Origin of the sequence: Alloalcanivorax venustensis, from assembly GCF_047495515.1 — a bacterium.
Lineage (GTDB): Bacteria > Pseudomonadota > Gammaproteobacteria > Pseudomonadales > Alcanivoracaceae > Alloalcanivorax > Alloalcanivorax venustensis.
Map to the genome: position 1 here is coordinate 354,517 of NZ_CP179934.1, position 16,787 is coordinate 371,303.

The 16,787-nt window shown below is 66.7% G+C and carries 15 protein-coding genes; 11 read left to right on the forward strand and 4 right to left on the reverse strand.

Going from position 1 to position 16,787, the window contains the following annotated elements; genetic code table 11:
- Positions 1–118: 118 nt before the first annotated feature.
- From ACMG4O_RS01690 to ACMG4O_RS01710, 5 genes are all read left to right on the forward strand, one after another.
- Positions 119–1,567, forward strand: a complete 1,449-nt coding sequence (locus ACMG4O_RS01690) for an alkaline phosphatase PhoX (protein WP_414434279.1) — start codon at positions 119–121, stop codon at positions 1,565–1,567.
- A 170-nt stretch (positions 1,568–1,737) separates the two neighbouring features.
- Positions 1,738–2,508 (forward strand): DUF3348 family protein, encoded by a 771-nt coding sequence (locus tag ACMG4O_RS01695; protein ID WP_414434280.1) that lies wholly within the window; start codon positions 1,738–1,740, stop codon positions 2,506–2,508.
- On the forward strand, positions 2,505–4,568 hold the full coding sequence (locus ACMG4O_RS01700; RefSeq protein ID WP_414434281.1) for a DUF802 domain-containing protein: 2,064 nt from the start codon (positions 2,505–2,507) through the stop codon (positions 4,566–4,568). The genes ACMG4O_RS01695 and ACMG4O_RS01700 overlap by 4 nt, the downstream gene beginning before the upstream one ends.
- Positions 4,568–5,239: an OmpA family protein gene (locus ACMG4O_RS01705; protein ID WP_414434282.1), complete on the forward strand. Its 672-nt coding sequence runs from the start codon at positions 4,568–4,570 to the stop codon at positions 5,237–5,239. Before ACMG4O_RS01700 ends, ACMG4O_RS01705 begins: the two co-directional genes overlap by 1 nt.
- Positions 5,232–5,756: a DUF2894 domain-containing protein gene (locus tag ACMG4O_RS01710; protein WP_414434283.1), complete on the forward strand. Its 525-nt coding sequence runs from the start codon at positions 5,232–5,234 to the stop codon at positions 5,754–5,756. Before ACMG4O_RS01705 ends, ACMG4O_RS01710 begins: the two co-directional genes overlap by 8 nt.
- 251 nt (positions 5,757–6,007) lie before the next feature.
- Here ACMG4O_RS01710 and yghU read toward each other — a convergent pair whose 3' ends face one another.
- Positions 6,008–6,877: a glutathione-dependent disulfide-bond oxidoreductase gene (gene yghU, locus ACMG4O_RS01715; protein WP_414434284.1), complete on the reverse strand. Its 870-nt coding sequence runs from the start codon at positions 6,875–6,877 to the stop codon at positions 6,008–6,010.
- 233 nt (positions 6,878–7,110) lie between these two features.
- Between yghU and ACMG4O_RS01720 the strand changes: the two genes are divergently transcribed.
- The 5 genes from ACMG4O_RS01720 (at position 7,111) to ACMG4O_RS01740 (ending at position 12,647) form a co-directional block, all read left to right on the forward strand.
- Entirely contained in the window at positions 7,111–7,812 is a 702-nt protein-coding gene (locus tag ACMG4O_RS01720) for a TetR/AcrR family transcriptional regulator (RefSeq protein WP_414434285.1), read from the forward strand.
- A gap of 131 nt (positions 7,813–7,943) precedes the next feature.
- The gene (locus ACMG4O_RS01725) at positions 7,944–9,665 is read left to right on the forward strand and encodes a class I adenylate-forming enzyme family protein (protein ID WP_414434286.1); all 1,722 of its coding nucleotides are present in this window, start codon (positions 7,944–7,946) and stop codon (positions 9,663–9,665) included.
- A 6-nt stretch (positions 9,666–9,671) separates the two neighbouring features.
- Positions 9,672–10,922: an acyl-CoA dehydrogenase family protein gene (locus ACMG4O_RS01730; RefSeq protein ID WP_414434287.1), complete on the forward strand. Its 1,251-nt coding sequence runs from the start codon at positions 9,672–9,674 to the stop codon at positions 10,920–10,922.
- A 4-nt stretch (positions 10,923–10,926) separates the two neighbouring features.
- Positions 10,927–11,706: an SDR family NAD(P)-dependent oxidoreductase gene (locus ACMG4O_RS01735; RefSeq protein ID WP_414434288.1), complete on the forward strand. Its 780-nt coding sequence runs from the start codon at positions 10,927–10,929 to the stop codon at positions 11,704–11,706.
- 179 nt (positions 11,707–11,885) lie between these two features.
- Positions 11,886–12,647 (forward strand): SDR family oxidoreductase, encoded by a 762-nt coding sequence (locus tag ACMG4O_RS01740; protein WP_414434289.1) that lies wholly within the window; start codon positions 11,886–11,888, stop codon positions 12,645–12,647.
- 9 nt (positions 12,648–12,656) lie between these two features.
- Here ACMG4O_RS01740 and ACMG4O_RS01745 read toward each other — a convergent pair whose 3' ends face one another.
- The 3 genes from ACMG4O_RS01745 to katG all read right to left on the reverse strand — a co-directional run bounded on the left by ACMG4O_RS01745 (position 12,657) and on the right by katG (position 15,963).
- Complete coding sequence (locus ACMG4O_RS01745) at positions 12,657–13,106, reverse strand: nucleoside deaminase (RefSeq protein WP_414434290.1); 450 nt, start codon at positions 13,104–13,106, stop codon at positions 12,657–12,659.
- 6 nt (positions 13,107–13,112) lie between these two features.
- Positions 13,113–13,643 carry a cytochrome b gene (locus ACMG4O_RS01750; RefSeq protein WP_414434291.1) on the reverse strand — a complete coding sequence of 177 codons (531 nt, stop codon included), beginning with the start codon at positions 13,641–13,643 and terminating at the stop codon, positions 13,113–13,115.
- A 139-nt stretch (positions 13,644–13,782) separates the two neighbouring features.
- A complete protein-coding gene (katG, locus tag ACMG4O_RS01755) occupies positions 13,783–15,963 on the reverse strand; it encodes a catalase/peroxidase HPI (protein ID WP_414434292.1) in 2,181 nt (726 codons plus the stop codon).
- A gap of 238 nt (positions 15,964–16,201) precedes the next feature.
- On the opposite strand from katG, the gene ACMG4O_RS01760 reads away from it, so the two are divergent.
- Positions 16,202–16,786 carry a TetR/AcrR family transcriptional regulator gene (locus ACMG4O_RS01760; protein WP_414434293.1) on the forward strand — a complete coding sequence of 195 codons (585 nt, stop codon included), beginning with the start codon at positions 16,202–16,204 and terminating at the stop codon, positions 16,784–16,786.
- The last annotated feature ends 1 nt before the right edge of the window (position 16,787 follow it).

Below are 16,787 nucleotides of genomic sequence, written 5' to 3' on the forward strand. Positions count from 1 at the left end.
GCCTTCGGTAACCGTTCGGTTCGACTTTTGTTACCGACCGCCACCGGCGCCGCCGGCATCACCGGATTGTCATCATCGGCGGCCAGCCTGTCCGCCGTTATCGACTCCGGACCGGCTTATGAACTCCGTAACCCTGACCCGACGCAAACTGATCCAGGCCATGTTCTACGGTGCCGGCGCCGCGATGATCACCGCCTGCGGCGGCGGTTCCTCGTCCTCGGGCAGCCCGGCGGGCACCCCGTCACCGACCCCCAGCCCGTCGGAGCCGGAGCCGCCCGCTCCCGAGCCGCCGGTACCGCCGGCCACCATGCTGCCCCTGGAAGCGGGGCCGCTGGCCGGTATCGGCGAGCTGGTGGAAAGCGACGTGGACGGCATTCTGATTCCCGAGGGGTTCTCGATCCGCCGCGTGGCCCGGCACCTGGAAGATCCGATCTCCGGTCTGCCCAACCTCACCGGCTTGCTGCGCGACAACTGGCACATTTTCCCGGACGGCGGCGCGGTGTTCCCGGTGCGGGAGGACGGCGGCTGGGTCTATGTCTCCAACAGTGAAATCGCCCCCGGCGGCGGCGTGGGCGCGTTGCGGTTCGACCGCGACGGCACCGTCATCGACGCCTACCGCATCCTGCGCAACACCCGCCGCAACTGCGCCGGCGGCGCCACGCCCTGGGGCACCTGGTTGTCCTGCGAGGAGACCACCGACGGCCAGGTCTATGAGTGCCACCCGCTGGGGCCCGCGTCCCTGGCGCGGGCGCATCCGGCGCTGGGTATTTTCAACCACGAAGCCGCCGTGGCGGACTGGGACACCCGCACCCTCTACCTGTCCGAGGACGACGGCAACGGCCGTCTGTACCGCTTCCGGTCCGCCGGCGTGGTCACCTCGATCACCGGGGAACCGGGCCTGGACCTGGATAACGGCGTGCTGGAGGTGTTGGAGGTGGACGGCTTCGCCAACGGCGCCTACCAGGAAGACCTGGACCAGGCCCGCCGCCTGCACAAGGTGCGCTGGGTGCCGGTGCAGGACCCGCACCGCGCCCAGGAAACGGTGCGCGCCGAGATCGAGGCGGCCACCGGCCAGGGCGCCCCGGGCACCCGCTTCAAAGGCGGCGAAGGCCTGTGGGTGCAGACCCTGCCGGAGGGCCGGCGGCCCGACATCGCGGGCAGCGCCAACCCGCTACGCGCGGTGGTGTTCCTGGCCTGCAAAGGCGACAACCGGGTCTACGCCCTGGACATCGACAACGACCAGATCGAAGTGGTGTTCGACAACGAACAGCTGATCGGCAGCGGCGAAGCGCCGTTCAATGACGTGGACAATATCGTCGTCGGCCCGGCCGGCGATGTGGTGGTGGCGGAAGACGGCGACCTGATGCGTCTGATGGTGATGGTGCCCAACCAGCCCGCCAGAATCCTGCTGCAAATCCCCGGCGGCGGCAGCGAACTCACCGGCCCCGCCTTCACCCCGGACGGCTCGCGGCTCTACTTCAGTTCCCAGCGCGGCCCCTCCGCGCTGCTGCTGCCCACCGGCGCCACCTACGAGCTGACCATCCCGGAAGCCTTCCGCCGCGCCTGACCCGCGCCCCCTGCCCCGTCCGCCCCGCCGCGCCCTTTCCAGGGCGCCGGTCGGGCGGCTACATGCCGCCATTATCATCGCCGGCCGTTCCTGATTAGAATGTGCGGCTTCCCGGCGCCAGGGCGCGTCGGGCCCTCTATTCTCCATGGATGTCCAACCAGGGCGCGGCGATGAGCAACGGCAGGCCCAACAGCGTGAACAACACCGGCCCGCTGCGGCGGCAGCTGGCGGGCCTGGGCGTGCGCGCGGCCGGCGCGCCGCTGCCGTGCTTCGGCGAACGGCTGGCGCGGCTGTTCGACCTGTCCGACACCGTGGCGCTGGACGCCGCCAACGTGGCGTCCCGGGACGGCTATTTCGGCGCCGACGGCAAAGCCGCCGAGCGGCTGCGCGCGGAGCTGGAGAAACTGCGCCAAAGCCAGCGGGACGCCATCGAAGCCAGCGTCACCGCCGAGCGCATCGGCACCCGCAACGGCCTGCCGGCGCCGGAAGCCGGCCCGAGCCCGGCCGAGCCGCCGGATTTCGAGCCCTACCGGCGCTTCTATCAGAGCAAGCAGCGGCAGATGGCCGCCGCCGTGCCGCCGCTGCGGCTGAAAGCCCGTGGCGCCCTCACCGACCACGGCCCGGCCCTGGCGCGGCTGGCGCGCATCGACGCGGTGCTCGACAACACCCTTACCGGCTACGCCCGCAAGGGCTTCGGTGCCGTGCCCGGCGTGCTGGAAAAGCGCTTCCTGGCGCTCTGGCCGGACCGCCAGCACAGCCTGCTCAGCGATACGCCCGGCGACGATCCCCGGGACTGGATGAAGGAAGGCGCCTGGCTGCATCGCTTCTGCCAGGAGATGAAGACCCTGTTGCTGGCGGAGCTGGACACCCGCCTGGAGCCGGTGCAGGGCTTGCTCATGGCGCTGGAAAGCGCGCACAACGACCCACAAGGACCTCAATGACACGCTTTTTATTCGCACTGGTATGCCTGCTCGGCGCGGCCACCGTGGCCTGGGTGGGCATCGGCTTTCTGGGTACCAACCTGGTGGCCCTCACCGCCACCCTGCTGATCGCCTTCGTGTACGCCTTCGGCTTCCTGGAGCTGCGCCGCTTCCGCGCCGACAGCGCGCAACTGGCCCGGCAACTGGAGACCCCGCCCGGTGACGGCGACGCCCTGGAGCGCTGGTTGGCCGAGCTGCCCGCCGCCCTGCGCGGCGCCGTGCGCCGGCGCGTGGACGGGGAAAGCACGCCGCTGCCCGGCCCCATGCTGACACCCTACCTGTCCGGCCTGCTGGTGATGCTGGGCCTGCTGGGTACCTTTATCGGCATGATCGTCACCCTGCAGGGCGCGGTCAGTGCCCTGGAAGGCGGCAACAACCTGGCCGCCGTGCAGAGCGCCCTGGCGGCGCCCATCGCCGGGCTCAGCCTGGCCTTCGGCACCTCCATCGCGGGTGTCGCCGCCTCCGCCATGCTGGGGCTGGGCGCCACGCTCAGCCGCCGCGAGCGCACGCTCGTCGGCCGCGACCTGGACGCCGTGCTGCGCCGGGATCTGCGCGCGTTTTCCCTGAAACATCAGCAGCAGGAGGCGTTCCGCGCCCTGCAGTCTCAGTCCGACGCCTTCCCCGCCGTGGTGGATAGCCTGCAGGCGCTGACCCGGCGCCTGGAACAGATGGGCGATCAGCTCAACAGCGCGCTCACCGACAACCAAAAGCAGTTCCACGAGCAGACCGCCGAGCACTACCGGCAACTGGCGGCGTCCGTCGGCGACAGCCTGAGCACCAGCCTGGCGGACAGCAGCCGGCTGGCGGCGGAGAGCGTCCGCCCGGTGATCGCCGAGGCCCTGGAACGCCTCAACGACCAGGCGGCGCAGAGCCACCAGCGCCTCAGCACGCTCACCGAAAGCCAGCTGAGCCGGATCGCCGAGCGCTTCGACACCACCACCGAGCAAGCGGCGCGCCACTGGCGCGAGGGCCTGGCCGAACATCAACAGACCGCGCAAAGCCTCACCGACAAGGTGGCCGCCGCCCTGCAAGCGCACAACGACCGCTTCCAGGCCCACGGCGACGCCCTGCTGACGCAAATCCGCGACGACCAGCAGCAGGCCCGGGCCGACAACCAGCAACGGCTGGCGGCCATCACCGAGCGCTTCCAGGAAGCCGGCGACGCCACCGCCGAGGGCTGGCGGGAAGGCCTCGAGCAACAACAGCAGACCCTCGCCCGCCTGGTCAGCGACCTCGGCGACACCCTGCGCGGCCACACGGACCGCTTCCAGCACACCGCCAGCGGCCTGGTGGAAGGACAACGGGAAGGCCTGGACACCTTGCTCGCCCGCACCGGCGAGCAGCTCAGCGCCTTGCGGGATCAGGAGGCGGCGCGCGGCGACGCGGCCACGCAGCGCCTGGCCGATCTGGAAGCCACCGTCACCCGCCACCTCACCGAGCTGGGCACCGCCCTGGAGGCACCGATGACGCGGCTGATCGAAACCGCCTCGGAGACGCCCAAGGCGGCCGCCGAAGTGATCAGCCGCCTGCGCGAGGAAATGGCGCAAAGCAGCGAACGGGACAACGAACTGCTGGAGGAACGCCGCCGCATCATGGGCGAGCTGGACGCCCTGCTCACCGCCCAGCAGCAGGCGGCCGGCGTGCAGCGCGACGCGGTGGAAACGCTGATCCGCGACGCCGGCGGCGTGCTCAAGGAGGTCAGCGATACCTTCGCCGGCCAGGTGGACGCGCAGACCGCCCGCCTGGACGACGCCGCCGCCGATATCGCCGGCGGGGCCCACGAGGTGGCCAGCCTGGGCGACGCCTTCGGCACCGCGGTGAACCTGTTCAGCGAGTCCAACGGCAAGCTGCTGGATAACCTCAGACGCATCGAGACGTCCCTGGAACAGTCCGCCGCGCGCAGCGACGAGCAGCTGGCCTACTATGTGGAGCAGGCCCGCGAGGTGATCGATCTGAGCCTGAGTTCGCAGAAGGAAGTGATCGACGCCCTGGCCGCCCTCAAGCACAACGAGGCGCGCTGATGGACGAGCTTCACGACGCGTCCCAGGACGGCGCTCAGTCCACCCCGGTGTGGGCGATCTTCTCGGATCTGATGGCGGCGCTGGTGGGCATCTTCGTGCTGCTGCTGGTGTGGGTGATCGGCATTCAGCTGGAACTGAGCCAGTCGCTGGAGCAGGAACGCGCCAAACTGCAGGCCGAGCAGCAACGCCGCCAGGCGTTGGAAGAGGCGCTCGCCGACCCGCTCGCCAGCGGCCGCATTTCGTTCCAGAACGGCCGCATCGGTATTAACGGCAGCGTGCTGTTCGCGCTCAACGCGGACCGCCTGCAGCCGGAGGGCCGCGCGCTGCTGGAAAGCCTGGTGGAACCGTTGCGCACCTACCTGGCACAACACGACGAGCTGCTGATGGTGAGCGGCTTCACCGACGACCTGCCGATCCAGCAGGGCAACCCGCGCTACGCGGACAACTGGGGCCTGTCCGCCCAGCGCGCGCTCACGGTCACCCGCACCCTGATCGATCAGGGGCTGCCGGAGGCGCGCATTTTCGCCGCCGCCTTCGGCGACAACCAGCCGGTGACCCCCAACGTGGACGACGCCGCCCGCGCCAAGAACCGGCGCGTGGAAATCACCACCGTACCGCGCGCCGACGCCACCGCCGGCGAACCGGAGCAGACCGGACAACGCGATGAGTGAGGTGCTGGCGCAACTGGAAGCCCTGCGCCAGACCGGCGCCCACCACCGCGACCCGGTGCGCTTCGCCTATCTGGAGAGCTTCGCCACGCGCCTGGCCGAAAGCCGTCGCGCGCCGTCGCAAAAGCATCAGGAAAAACTGGAACAGGCGCTCGCGGACTACCGGGCCCGCTCGGACGCCGACGACGATGAAAGCCAGGGCGATCGCGCTACGCCGCGGTACGAATCCCCGCTGGCCACGTTGCTGACCCGGCTGCGTGGCGATGGCGAAGCGCCCATGGAGCTGAAAGCCCTTGCGCCGATCCGCGAGGCCCAGGCCCGACAGCAGTTGGCCGCGCGCATCCAGCACGCCATCACCCACGTACCCGGCGACGCCGGCCCGCTCAACGCGCACCGGCAGGTGGCCCGTGCGCTCGCCGCGCTGCAGGACATCTCACCGGAATACCTGGAGCATCTGGTCACCTACCTGGATGACCTGATGGTATTGGAGAAAATCCCCGCCACAAAACGATCTTCGTAAGCACGGGTTTTTGGCAAGTCATTTGGAGCGGGACCCGCTGCGAAAGGGACCACCTTGTGCGAGCGGGCCCAGCCCGCGAAAGGCAAGCAACGCTTGCCGGCAGGATCCCAGAGACGCCGTTTATGGCGCTGTTAAAAAGCCTCTGGAATCCAGCGGGGCAACCTTGGCCGGGAGCTTCGCTCCCTTTCGCGGGCGGGGCCCGCTCCCACAAAGGCCGCCACCACAAGGGCCCGCTCCCACCAGTGTCGCGGCTATGAGTCTTCCAGCTTGTCCTGGGTGCGCAGCTGGAAGTCGCTGGCGTCGTGGCGCTCGCGCAGCTGTTCGCCGGGCTCGCCCCAGGCGCGGTTGACCATGCGGCCGCGCTGCACGGCGGGGCGCTCGGCGATCTCCGCTTCCCAGCGCAGCACGTTCTTGTAGGTGTGCGCTTCCAGGAATTCGGCGGCCTCGTACACCTTGTTGGTGACCAGGGCGCCGTACCAGGGCCAGACCGCCATGTCGGCGATGGTGTAGTCGTCGCCGGACAGGAAGCGGTTGTCCGCCAGGCGGCGGTCGAGCACGTCCAGCTGGCGCTTCACTTCCATGGTGTAGCGGTTGATCGGGTATTCGTATTTCTCCGGCGCGTAGGCGTAGAAGTGGCCGAAGCCGCCGCCCAGGAACGGCACCGCGCCCATCTGCCAGAACAGCCAGTTCAGGCATTCGGTGCGCTTGGCCGGATCAGTGGGCAGGAAAGCGCCGAACTTTTCCGCCAGGTAGAGCAGGATGGCGCCGGACTCGAACACGCGCACCGACGGGTCCTGGCTCTGATCCACCAGGGCCGGGATCTTGGAGTTGGGGTTGATGTCCACGAACCCGCTGCCGAACTGCTCGCCCTCGGTGATGCGGATCAACCAGGCGTCGTACTCCGCGCCTTCGAAGCCCTTTTCCAGAAGCTCTTCCAGCAGCACCGTCACCTTGACGCCGTTGGGCGTGGCCAGGGAATACAGCTGCAGCGGATGCTTGCCCACCGGCAGGTCTTTGTCATGGGTGGGGCCGGCGATGGGCCGGTTGATGCTGGCGAATTTGCCGCCGCTTTCCGCGTCCCATTTCCAGACTTTCGGAGGCGTGTAGGTGTCGTCGCTCATAACTACTCTCTCGATCAGACAAACGAAGTAATACCCGGGTTCAGGGGCAAAGAATGACAAGATAACGCTCAAGACGGCGGCAAGATAGCCGCGTGATGCCCCATAACCCGCCGATCCTTGCCCGATCCTGGCGCCGCTCGAAGCGCGCCGCCGGCCGCTTTCTTCCGCCCCTGAAACAACTGTGCTAACGTCCGAGCGACCTTCCCGGACCGACCTGATTGTGGAGAAGACGCTTGCCGGCGGAACCTGAACACAACGATAAAACCGCCCTCGACAGCGAGCAGCAACTGGTGGAAGCCACGGTGGACGGCGTGCAGGACAGCGCGCTCACCGAGACGCGCCGCAACCAGATCTGCGACGCCGCGTTGTCCCTGTTTCTGGAAAAGGGCTTCGACGCCACCACCATCCGCGACATCTGCGCGCGCTCCGGCGTGAACCAGGCGAGCATCTACGATTACATCGCCAACAAAAACGACATCCTGCGCCGGCTGCTCAACAAACTGTGGTTCGCCCAGGACGTGCCGACCCTGGCGGAGCGTCTGGAGCGCGACCCGGACGTGCCGTTCGAGGATCAGGTGGCGGCGTTCTTCCAGGACGTCTGGACCAAGAAGCGCCAGGGCACCCTGCTGATCTACCGCTCCATCCCCCACCTCCGCGACGAAGACCGCAAGACCATGCGCGCCCGCGACGAGACGGTGCTCAATGCCTTAGCCGACCAGCTGCGCGAACGCACCGGTCTGCCCGAGGACGACCCGCGCGCCGAAGTGGTGGCCAATATGATCGTCTTCCTGGCCGCGTTCGCGCCCATGCGCGACTGGCTGAACCGCGACATCGACGACACCGTGATCCTCAAGACGGTGGCCGCGGCGGTCCGCGCCATGGTCGACCAGCTGGGCGAAAAGCCAATTAATTCAGACGCTTACCCGTCGAAATAGCATTCCATTATTCCTGATTCCGGTGTGACCCACCGGTCAACGTCGCTTGACTTGCCGCCACCATCCGCCTTAGCTTGATTCCTGACAAGTGTCAGCCAGCCCACGGCGCTCGCCGTGCATAAGGAGAACAATTGACGCCCGAAGACGCCCAGGCGCATATCGCCGCCAGCGATCCCCGCTTCGCGCTCACCGAGGCGGTGATCGGCGGAGTCCGCTATCCGGTATTCGCCAACGCCCCGGCACACCTGCGCGTGCTGCTGGAAGACGCCGCCCCCGCTTATGGGGACCGCGACGCCCTGGTCTACCAGGACGAACGCTGGCGCCACGCCGAGCTGTGCCGGGAGGTGCGGCGCGTCGCTAACGCCCTGGCCGACGACCTGGGCGTGCGCCAGGGCGACCCGGTGGCCATCGCCATGCGCAACTACCCGGAGCTGCCGATCCTGATTCTGGCGGTGGCCGCGCTGGGCGCGGTGGCGGTGCCGATGAACGCCTGGTGGTCGGAGCAGGAGCTGGCCTACGGCCTGACGGACTGCGGCGCCCGGGTGGTGTTCGCCGACGGCCCGCGCCACCAGCGCATCGAGAAGCTGGCCGCCGACAACGGCCTGACGCTGATCGCGGTGCGCGACGCCGAAGCCCTGCCCGGCCGGCCGCGCTATGAACAACTGCGCGACGGCGGCCGCGACGACCGCTGGCCGGATGTGACCATCGCCCCGGACGACGACTTCGCCGTGCTGTACTCCTCCGGCTCCACCGGCAACCCCAAGGGCGTGGTGCTCACCCATCGCGGCGCGATCTCGGCGGTGTACTCCTGGATCATGGCGCGGCTGATGGCGCCGCTGGTGGCGGACCCGCCGCCGCCCCTGCCGGAGCCGGACAAGGTGCAGCCGCCGTCGTTTCTGGTGGTGACGCCGCTGTTCCATGTCACCGCCTTGCAGTCGAATTTCCTGCAGGGCCTGGCCAGCGGCGCCACCCTGACCCTGATGTACAAGTGGGACTCACAAGAGGCGGTGCGCCTGATCAAGCGCGAGCGCATCACCCGCTTTACCGGCGTGCCCACCCAGTCCGCCGAATTGATGGATACCGCCCGCGCCCTGGGCGAAAGCCTGGACACCCTGGAAGCGATCGGCGGCGGCGGCGCCAAGCGGCCCGCCGCCCAGGTGGGCCAGCTCGCCGAGGCGTTCCCCGCCGCCGCCATTGCCTCCGGCTGGGGCATGACCGAGACCAACGCCCTGGGCATTCTGATCGGCGGCCCGGACTATGTGGCCCACCCGGAAGCCGCCGGCCGGCCGACACCGCCGCTGCAGGAAATGCGCATCGTCGACGGCGACGGCGTTGAGGTGCCCACCGGCGAGATCGGCGAGCTGACGGTGAAAAGCGCCGCCAATATGCGCTGCTATCTGAACCAGCCCGAAGCCACCGCCGACACCGTCCGCGACGGCTGGCTGTACACCGGCGACCTGGCGCGCATCGACGAGGAAGGCCTGATCTACATCGTCGACCGCAAGAAGAGCATCATCATCCGGGGCGGCGAGAACATCGCCTGCCTGGAAGTGGAAGGCGCCCTGCACCGCCACCCGGACGTGGCCGAAGCCGGCGTCTTCCCGATTCCCGACGAACGCCTGGGCGAGATCGTCGGCGCCGGCGTGCAGCTCAAGCCCGGCGCCCGCGTCGACGAAGCCGGGCTGCAAGCCTTCCTGGCCGACCATCTGGCCCGTTTCAAGATTCCCGACCGTCTCTGGCTGCGCAGCGAGCCGCTGCCCCGGGGCGGCACCGACAAAACCGACCGCCGCGCTCTGCGCGCACAATGCCTGGCCGCCGACACCGAGGCGGGCGCACCCATCAACGAGGAGTAAACACCCATGGGTAACGATACCGATCTGAACAACCTGGCCATGTCCGAAGACGCGCGCCCGCTGCTGGACGCCCTGGCCAAGCACATCCGCGAGAACGTGGATCCGATCACCGAGGAATTCCACCGTCTGGGTGAAGGCCGCGCGGAGCGTTTCAGCTATGCCCCCGGCCAGCTGGAGCTGCTGGAAACCGCCAAGAACAAGGCCCGCGAAGCCGGCCTGTGGAACTTCTTCCTGCCCAACGCGGAAACCGGCGAAGGCCTGTCCAACCTGGACTACGCCTACATCGCCTTCGAGCTGGGCAAGAACCCGCTGGCGTCACAGACACTGAACTGCTCCGCGCCGGACACCGGCAACATGGAAGTGCTGGAGCGCGTCGGCACCCCCGAGCAGAAAGAACAATGGCTCAAGCCCCTGCTGGCCGGCGAGATCCGCTCCTGCTTCGGGATGACCGAACCGCACGTGGCTTCTTCCGATGCGCGCAACATTGAAACCAGCGCCGTGCTGGACGGCGACGACTGGGTGATCAACGGCGAGAAATACTACATTTCCGGCGCCGGCGACCCGCGCTGCAAGATCATGATCTGCATGGTCAAAACCAGCCCGGACGCCCCCACCTTCCGCCAGCAGTCACAGATTCTGGTGCCCATGGACGCCCCCGGCGTGCACGTGCTCGGCCCGATGCGCGTCTTCGGCCACGACCACGCACCGCACGGTCACATGCACATCAAGCTGGACAACGTGCGCGTGCCCAAGGAAAACATTCTGTGGGGCGAAGGCCGCGGCTTCGAAATTTCCCAGCTGCGCCTGGGCCCGGGCCGTATTCACCACTGCATGCGCTCCATCGGTTCCGCCGAAAAAGCCCTCGACCTGATTCTCGAGCGCGGCATGAACCGCGAAGCGTTCGGCAAGCAGATCATCAATCTCGGCAAGAACATGGAAACCATCTCCCGCGCCCGCATCGAGATCGAAGCGATGCGCATGATCGTCCTCAAAGCCGCCAAGGCCATGGACGTGATGGGCAACAAAGAAGCACGCATCTGGGTCTCCATGGCGAAAGCAATGGTGCCGGAGAAGTGCTGCCAGATTATCGACCAGGCGATCCAGATCCACGGCGCCACCGGCGTCAGCCAGTGGTCACCGCTGTCCGAGATGTACATGCAGCAGCGCACGCTGCGCCTGGCCGACGGCCCGGACGAAGTGCACCACAACGTGGTCGCCCGCAACGAAGTGAACCGCTACAACCAGACCGGAGCCTGAAGCCATGGTGGAAACCAAGCTGTTCGATCTGACCGGCAAAGTGGCGCTGTTGACCGGCGCCTCCAAGGGCATGGGCAAGGCCATGGCGTACGCCCTGGCCGCCCACGGTGCCACCGTGGTGATCTCCGCCCGTACCCAGGAGACCCTCGACGAGGCCGCCGCTGAGATCAACAAAGCGGTGGGCGCCGAGCGCGTGCACGCGGTGGCCGCCAACGCCAGCCGCAAACAGGAACTGGAGACGCTGGTGGAAAAGACCCACCAGCTCGCCGGGCCGGTGGACATTCTGGTCGGCAACGCCGGCGTCAATGTGCACTACGGGCCGATCTCCGAGATCCCCGACGACGCCTACGAAAAAACCATGCAGGTGAACGTGCAGGCCAACCTGTGGCTGGCCCGCCTGGTGGCACCGGACATGATCGAAAAAGGCAACGGCTCGATGATGTTCACCGCCAGCGTCGGCGCCTTTAAGCCGTCCGACACCCTGGGCGTGTACGGCACCTCCAAGCTGGCGCTGATCGGCCTGGTGCGCAACCTGGCGCTGGAATACGGGCCCAAGGGCATCCGCGCCAACGCCATCTGCCCGGGGCTGGTGCGCACCGATTTCGCCAAGGCGCTGTGGGATAACCCGGAAGCGGTGAAGCGCGCCAATTCGCAGATTCCGCTGCGCCGCCTGGGCGAAGCGGATGACTTCGAAGGCCTGGCCGTGTTCCTCGGCTCCGACGCCAGCCGCTACATGACCGGCCAGGCGCTGACCGTCTGCGGCGGCTCCTTTATGTGGAGCTGAAATTGTAGGAGCGGGCCCTGCCCGCGAAAGGCCGGTGTAACCGGCCGGCAGGATGCCAGAGACGCCTTTGATGTTCCGCTTTTTGAGGCCTCTGGGATCCCGCCGGCAAGCGGAGCTTGCCTTTCGCGGGCGGGGCCCGCTCCCACAAGGCTCGCTCCCTAGCGACATAGGAGAATGACATGGAACTGAAAGATCGTATCGTGGTTGTAACCGGCGCGGCCGGTGGTATTGGCCGGGCCTTGGCGCAAGCGTTCGCCGAAGCCGGCGCGAAGAAAATCGTGTGCGTGGATCTGGACGGCGACGGCGCCGAGGCCACCGCGAAAATGGTGGACGGCATTGGCCGCAAGGTGGACGTGTCCAACGAAGACGACATCAAAGCGCTGATCGACGACACCGAAAAAGACGTGGGCCCGATTGATCTGTTCTGCTCCAACGCCGGCATCTCCGTGCCCGGCGGCCCGGAAGTGGCCAACGACCAGTGGCAGAAAATCTGGGACATCAACGTGATGGCGCACATCTACGCGGCGCGCCATTTGGCGCCCAAGATGATCGAGCGCGGCGGCGGTTATTTTCTCAATACCGCTTCCGCCGCCGGCCTGCTCTCGCAAATCGGCTCGGCGCCCTACGCGGTCACCAAGCACGCCGCCGTGGGCCTGGCGGAATGGATCGCGCTCACCTACGGCGACGACGGCATCAAGGTATCGGTGCTGTGCCCGCAGGCGGTGCGCACCAACATGACCAAAGGCAAGGAAGACCACGTGGCCAGCGTGGACGGCATGATGGACCCGGAGCCGGTGGCCCAGGCCTGCCTGGAGGCCATTGAGCAGGAAACCTTCCTGGTGCTGCCGCACAAGGAAGTGCTGCAATACATGCGCAACAAAACCGAAAACTACGATCGCTGGATCGGCGGCATGCGCAAACTCAACCGCAAGTACCGGTAGAGGCCGCCGCTAGGCTTCACCGATATCTTCGTTCCAAAGAGCCGGATGGTCGCGGATAAAATTTTCCATTAACGCCGCGCCTTCCGGATCATCCAGATCGATCACCGTGACCCCGTTGTCACGCAGCCACTGCACGCCGCCCGCGAACGTCCGCGACTCCCCCACCACCACGGTGCCGATTTTGAACTGGCGCACCAGACCGCTGCAGTACCAGCACGGCGCCAGGGTGGTAACCATGATGGTATCCCGGTAGTTGGGCTGTCTGCCCGCTTTGCGAAAGGCGTCGGTTTCCGCGTGCACGGACGGGTCGTTCTCCTGCACGCGGCGGTTATGGCCGGCGCCCAGCAGGGTGCCGTCGGCACGGAACAGGGCGGCGCCAATCGGGATGCCGCCTTCCTCAAGCCCCTGCCGCGCTTCGTCCAGCGCCACACGCAACATCGCCGCATAGTCCAAGCGCATAATCCGTCACCCCCACATGCGCGGCAGCACGTCGGTCTGATCCGCCGCCTTGCGATGGCGCGCCACCATGACAATGTGACCCACGATCATCAGCAGCAACAACCAGCCGGCCCAGCCATGGAACAGATTGGCGGGCACCTGCATCCACTCGATTTCCTCGCCGCCGAGACCGCCCATCAGCGGAATGCCGAACGGCTCGAACGGATTTCCGCCGCCGTACTGGCGCAGCAGGGCGAAAGCGGGAATGCCCAACAGCAGCGCGTAGAACGCCAGGTGCCCCAACCTGGCGGCAAGGCTCACGGACGGCGGGCGCCGGGACAGATTGATCAGCGCCCACAGGGCACGCAGGATGATCAGAACAAACAGCAGGAAACCCAGCGGCTTGTGGGTGCCCCAGAAAAATTCTTCCACGGCGGTGTCGGACAGCAGCGCGTGGGCGCCGGCGCTGAGAAACTGCCACACCAGAAGCAACGCCATGCCCCAGTGCAATACCCGGCTCACCGTGCCGTAGCGGTCGTTGGAATCCTGAATCGGCATACCTTCCCCCCTCTGACTGAATGGCACCTGTCTGAATAGACCCATTGATTGTAAGGCGGTTCCAGCCTGATACCTTCCTTACAAAACAAAAGGGGCACGCCAGGCGTGCCCCTCGGGTTGGGGTATAACAGCGCTGCGATCAGTCCAGGTCGAAGCGGCCCAGGTTCATTACCTTGTCCCAGGCGGCGACGAAGTCCTTGACGAACTTCTTCTCCGCGTCGTCCGCGCCGTAGACTTCGGAAAGCGCGCGCAGCTGGGAGTTGGCGCCGAACACCAGGTCCAGACGGGTGCCGGTCCACTTCAGCTCGCCGCTGCTGCGGTCACGGCCTTCGAACAGGTAGTCATCGTCCTCGGACTGGGGCGCCCAGGCGATGCCCATGTCCACCACCACCTTGAAGAAGTCATTGCTGAGCGCTTCCGGGCGGTCGGTGAAGACACCGTGTTTGGAACCGTCGAAGTTGGCGTTCATCGCACGCATGCCACCCACCAGCACGGTCATTTCCGGCGCGGTGAGGGTCAGCAGCTGGGCACGGTCGATGAGCAGATGCTCCGCGGGCAGGGAATACTTTTCCTTGCGGTAGTTGCGGAAGCCGTCCACGAAGGGTTCCAGATATTCGAAGGAATCCACGTCGGTCTGCTCCAGGGAGGCGTCCGTGCGGCCGGGGGTGAACGGCACGGTGACGTCGTGGCCGCCGTTGGCGGCCGCTTTCTCCACGCCCGCGCAACCGGCCAGCACGATCAGGTCCGCCAGCGACACTTTCTTGCCACCGGACTGGGCGTTGTTGAACTCGCTCTGAATGCCCTCCAGGATCTTCAGAATCTTGTCCAGTTGCTGGGGCTCATTCACCTCCCAGTTCTTCTGTGGCTCAAGGCGCAGGCGCGCGCCGTTGGCGCCACCGCGCATGTCGGAACCGCGGTAGGTGGAGGCGGACGCCCAGGCCACTTTCACCATGTCGGGAATGCTGAGCCCGGAATCCACGATCTTGCCCTTGAGGCTGGCGATGTCCTTGTCGTCGATCAACGGATGGTCGACCTTGGGCACCGGGTCCTGCCAGATCAGTTCTTCCTGCGGCACTTCCGGGCCCAGGTAACGTTCAATCGGGCCCATGTCCCGGTGGGTGAGCTTGTACCAGGCGCGGGCAAAGGCGTCGGCGAACTCTTCCGGATTTTCATAGAACCGGCGGGAGATCTTGCCGTACTCCGGATCGAAACGCAGCGACAGGTCGGTGGTCAACATGGTCGGCTTACGCTTCTTGGTTTTGTCCTGGGCGTAGGGAATGTCCGCGTCCGCGTTCTTGGCCACCCATTGCTGGGCACCGGCCGGGCTCTTTTCCAGTTCCCATTCGTGCTTGAACAGGTTGTCGAAGAACAGGTTGGACCACTGGGTGGGCTTCTGCGTCCAGGTCACTTCCGGGCCACCGCCGATGGTGTCGTCGCCGAAACCGGAGCCGTGGCGGCTCTTCCAGCCCAGGCCCATCATTTCAATCGGCGCCGCTTCCGGCTCCGGGCCCACCAGTTCCGGGTCGCCGGCGCCGTGGGTTTTACCGAAGGTGTGGCCACCGGCGATCAGCGCCACGGTCTCTTCGTCGTTCATCGCCATGCGGCCGAAGGTTTCGCGGATGTCGTGGGCCGCTTTAAGCGGATCCGGCTCGCCGTTGGGGCCTTCCGGGTTCACGTAGATCAAACCCATCTGCACCGCCGCCAGCGGGTTTTCCAGCTCGCGGTCGCCGGAGTAACGCTTGTCGTCCAGCCAGGAATCTTCCACGCCCCAGTAGATGTCGTCCTCGGGTTCGTAAAGATCTTCGCGGCCGCCGGCGAAGCCGAAGGTTTTGAAACCCATGGATTCCAGCGCCACGTTACCGGTGAGCACGATCAGATCGGCCCAGGAGATCTTGTTGCCGTACTTTTTCTTAATCGGCCACAGCAGACGGCGGGCCTTATCCAGGTTGACGTTGTCCGGCCAGCTGTTGAGCGGCGCGAACCGCTGCGTACCGGTACCCGCGCCGCCCCGGCCATCGCCGATGCGGTAGGTGCCGGCGCTGTGCCAGGCCATGCGAATGAACATCGGGCCGTAGTGGCCAAAGTCCGCCGGCCACCAGTCCTGGGTGTCGGTCATGAGATCAGTCAGGTCTTTTTTCAGCGCCGCCAGATCCAGGCTTTTGAAGGCTTCCGCGTAATCAAAGTCCTCGTCCATCGGGTTGGACATGGACGAATGCTGATGCAGGATGTCCAGCCGCAGCTGATTGGGCCACCAATCCCGGTTGGTGACGCCGCCGCCCGCGACATTGTTGTTATGGAAGGGACATTTGCTCTCGGACATGATCGTTCTCCTTGCTTTTCATCGCGCGGGGTCGCGCCGTCATCGCTCGGGTCGCCATTAGGCTGCCAGTACTAACTTACTTGTATTACCTTCCACCCCTACCCTGCCAATACAGCCTGACAAATACCCTGATAGCTTTTGTTACTAAGAGTGGTGTCCGCGTGAAGGAAGGGTCATGCAGCATCGGGGATTTCCATCTAGACTGGTCCACTGAATCCAGCATCCGGAGCCGCCGTTCATGGGAGCCCGCCCCAAACACCGCGATCGCCTGGTACGCGCCGCCGCCGAGCTGTTCCGTCAGCGCGGCTACGCGGCCACCGGCATCAATGACATTCTAGGCCTCGCCGAGGCGCCCAAGGGCTCGTTCTACCACTATTTCCCCGGCGGCAAGGAAGCGCTGGGCGCGGAAGCCGTCCGCTACGCCGGCGACCGGGTCACCGACACCCTGCGAACCCTGCAGCGGGACCACCGCACGCCCGCCGCCGCGCTGCGCGCCTACGGGGCGCTCCTGGCCGGCTGGCTGAAGGATTCGGACTACCGGGACGGCTGCCCGCTGGCCACCACCGTGCTGGAGGTGACGCCCCAGTCCGAACCGATCACGGCAGCCGCTCGGGAAGCCTACACCGCCTGGCGCCGGACCCTCGCCACCCTGATCGACCCTGATAACGCGGACGGCGCCCAAGCCCAACGCCTCGCGTCGTTGGCCATCTCCGCCCTGGAAGGCGCCCTGATCCAGGCGCGGGTGGCCCGCGACCCGGCGCCGATCCACGACGCCTGCGAGGAGATCGCGGCGCTGATCGATGCCCTCCAAGACACCGTCTGAA

What these genes read in the sequence shown, in the direction of transcription:
- ACMG4O_RS01690 (WP_414434279.1), top strand. Translation starts at nt 119, where the DNA reads ATGAACTCCGTAACCCTGACCCGACGCAAACTGATCCAGGCCATGTTC.
- ACMG4O_RS01695 (WP_414434280.1), top strand. Translation starts at nt 1,738, where the DNA reads ATGAGCAACGGCAGGCCCAACAGCGTGAACAACACCGGCCCGCTGCGG.
- ACMG4O_RS01700 (WP_414434281.1), top strand. Translation starts at nt 2,505, where the DNA reads ATGACACGCTTTTTATTCGCACTGGTATGCCTGCTCGGCGCGGCCACC.
- ACMG4O_RS01705 (WP_414434282.1), top strand. Translation starts at nt 4,568, where the DNA reads ATGGACGAGCTTCACGACGCGTCCCAGGACGGCGCTCAGTCCACCCCG.
- ACMG4O_RS01710 (WP_414434283.1), top strand. Translation starts at nt 5,232, where the DNA reads ATGAGTGAGGTGCTGGCGCAACTGGAAGCCCTGCGCCAGACCGGCGCC.
- yghU (WP_414434284.1), bottom strand. Translation starts at nt 6,877, where the DNA reads ATGAGCGACGACACCTACACGCCTCCGAAAGTCTGGAAATGGGACGCG.
- ACMG4O_RS01730 (WP_414434287.1), top strand. Translation starts at nt 9,672, where the DNA reads ATGGGTAACGATACCGATCTGAACAACCTGGCCATGTCCGAAGACGCG.
- ACMG4O_RS01735 (WP_414434288.1), top strand. Translation starts at nt 10,927, where the DNA reads ATGGTGGAAACCAAGCTGTTCGATCTGACCGGCAAAGTGGCGCTGTTG.
- ACMG4O_RS01740 (WP_414434289.1), top strand. Translation starts at nt 11,886, where the DNA reads ATGGAACTGAAAGATCGTATCGTGGTTGTAACCGGCGCGGCCGGTGGT.
- ACMG4O_RS01745 (WP_414434290.1), bottom strand. Translation starts at nt 13,106, where the DNA reads ATGCGCTTGGACTATGCGGCGATGTTGCGTGTGGCGCTGGACGAAGCG.
- ACMG4O_RS01750 (WP_414434291.1), bottom strand. Translation starts at nt 13,643, where the DNA reads ATGCCGATTCAGGATTCCAACGACCGCTACGGCACGGTGAGCCGGGTA.
- katG (WP_414434292.1), bottom strand. Translation starts at nt 15,963, where the DNA reads ATGTCCGAGAGCAAATGTCCCTTCCATAACAACAATGTCGCGGGCGGC.
- ACMG4O_RS01760 (WP_414434293.1), top strand. Translation starts at nt 16,202, where the DNA reads ATGGGAGCCCGCCCCAAACACCGCGATCGCCTGGTACGCGCCGCCGCC.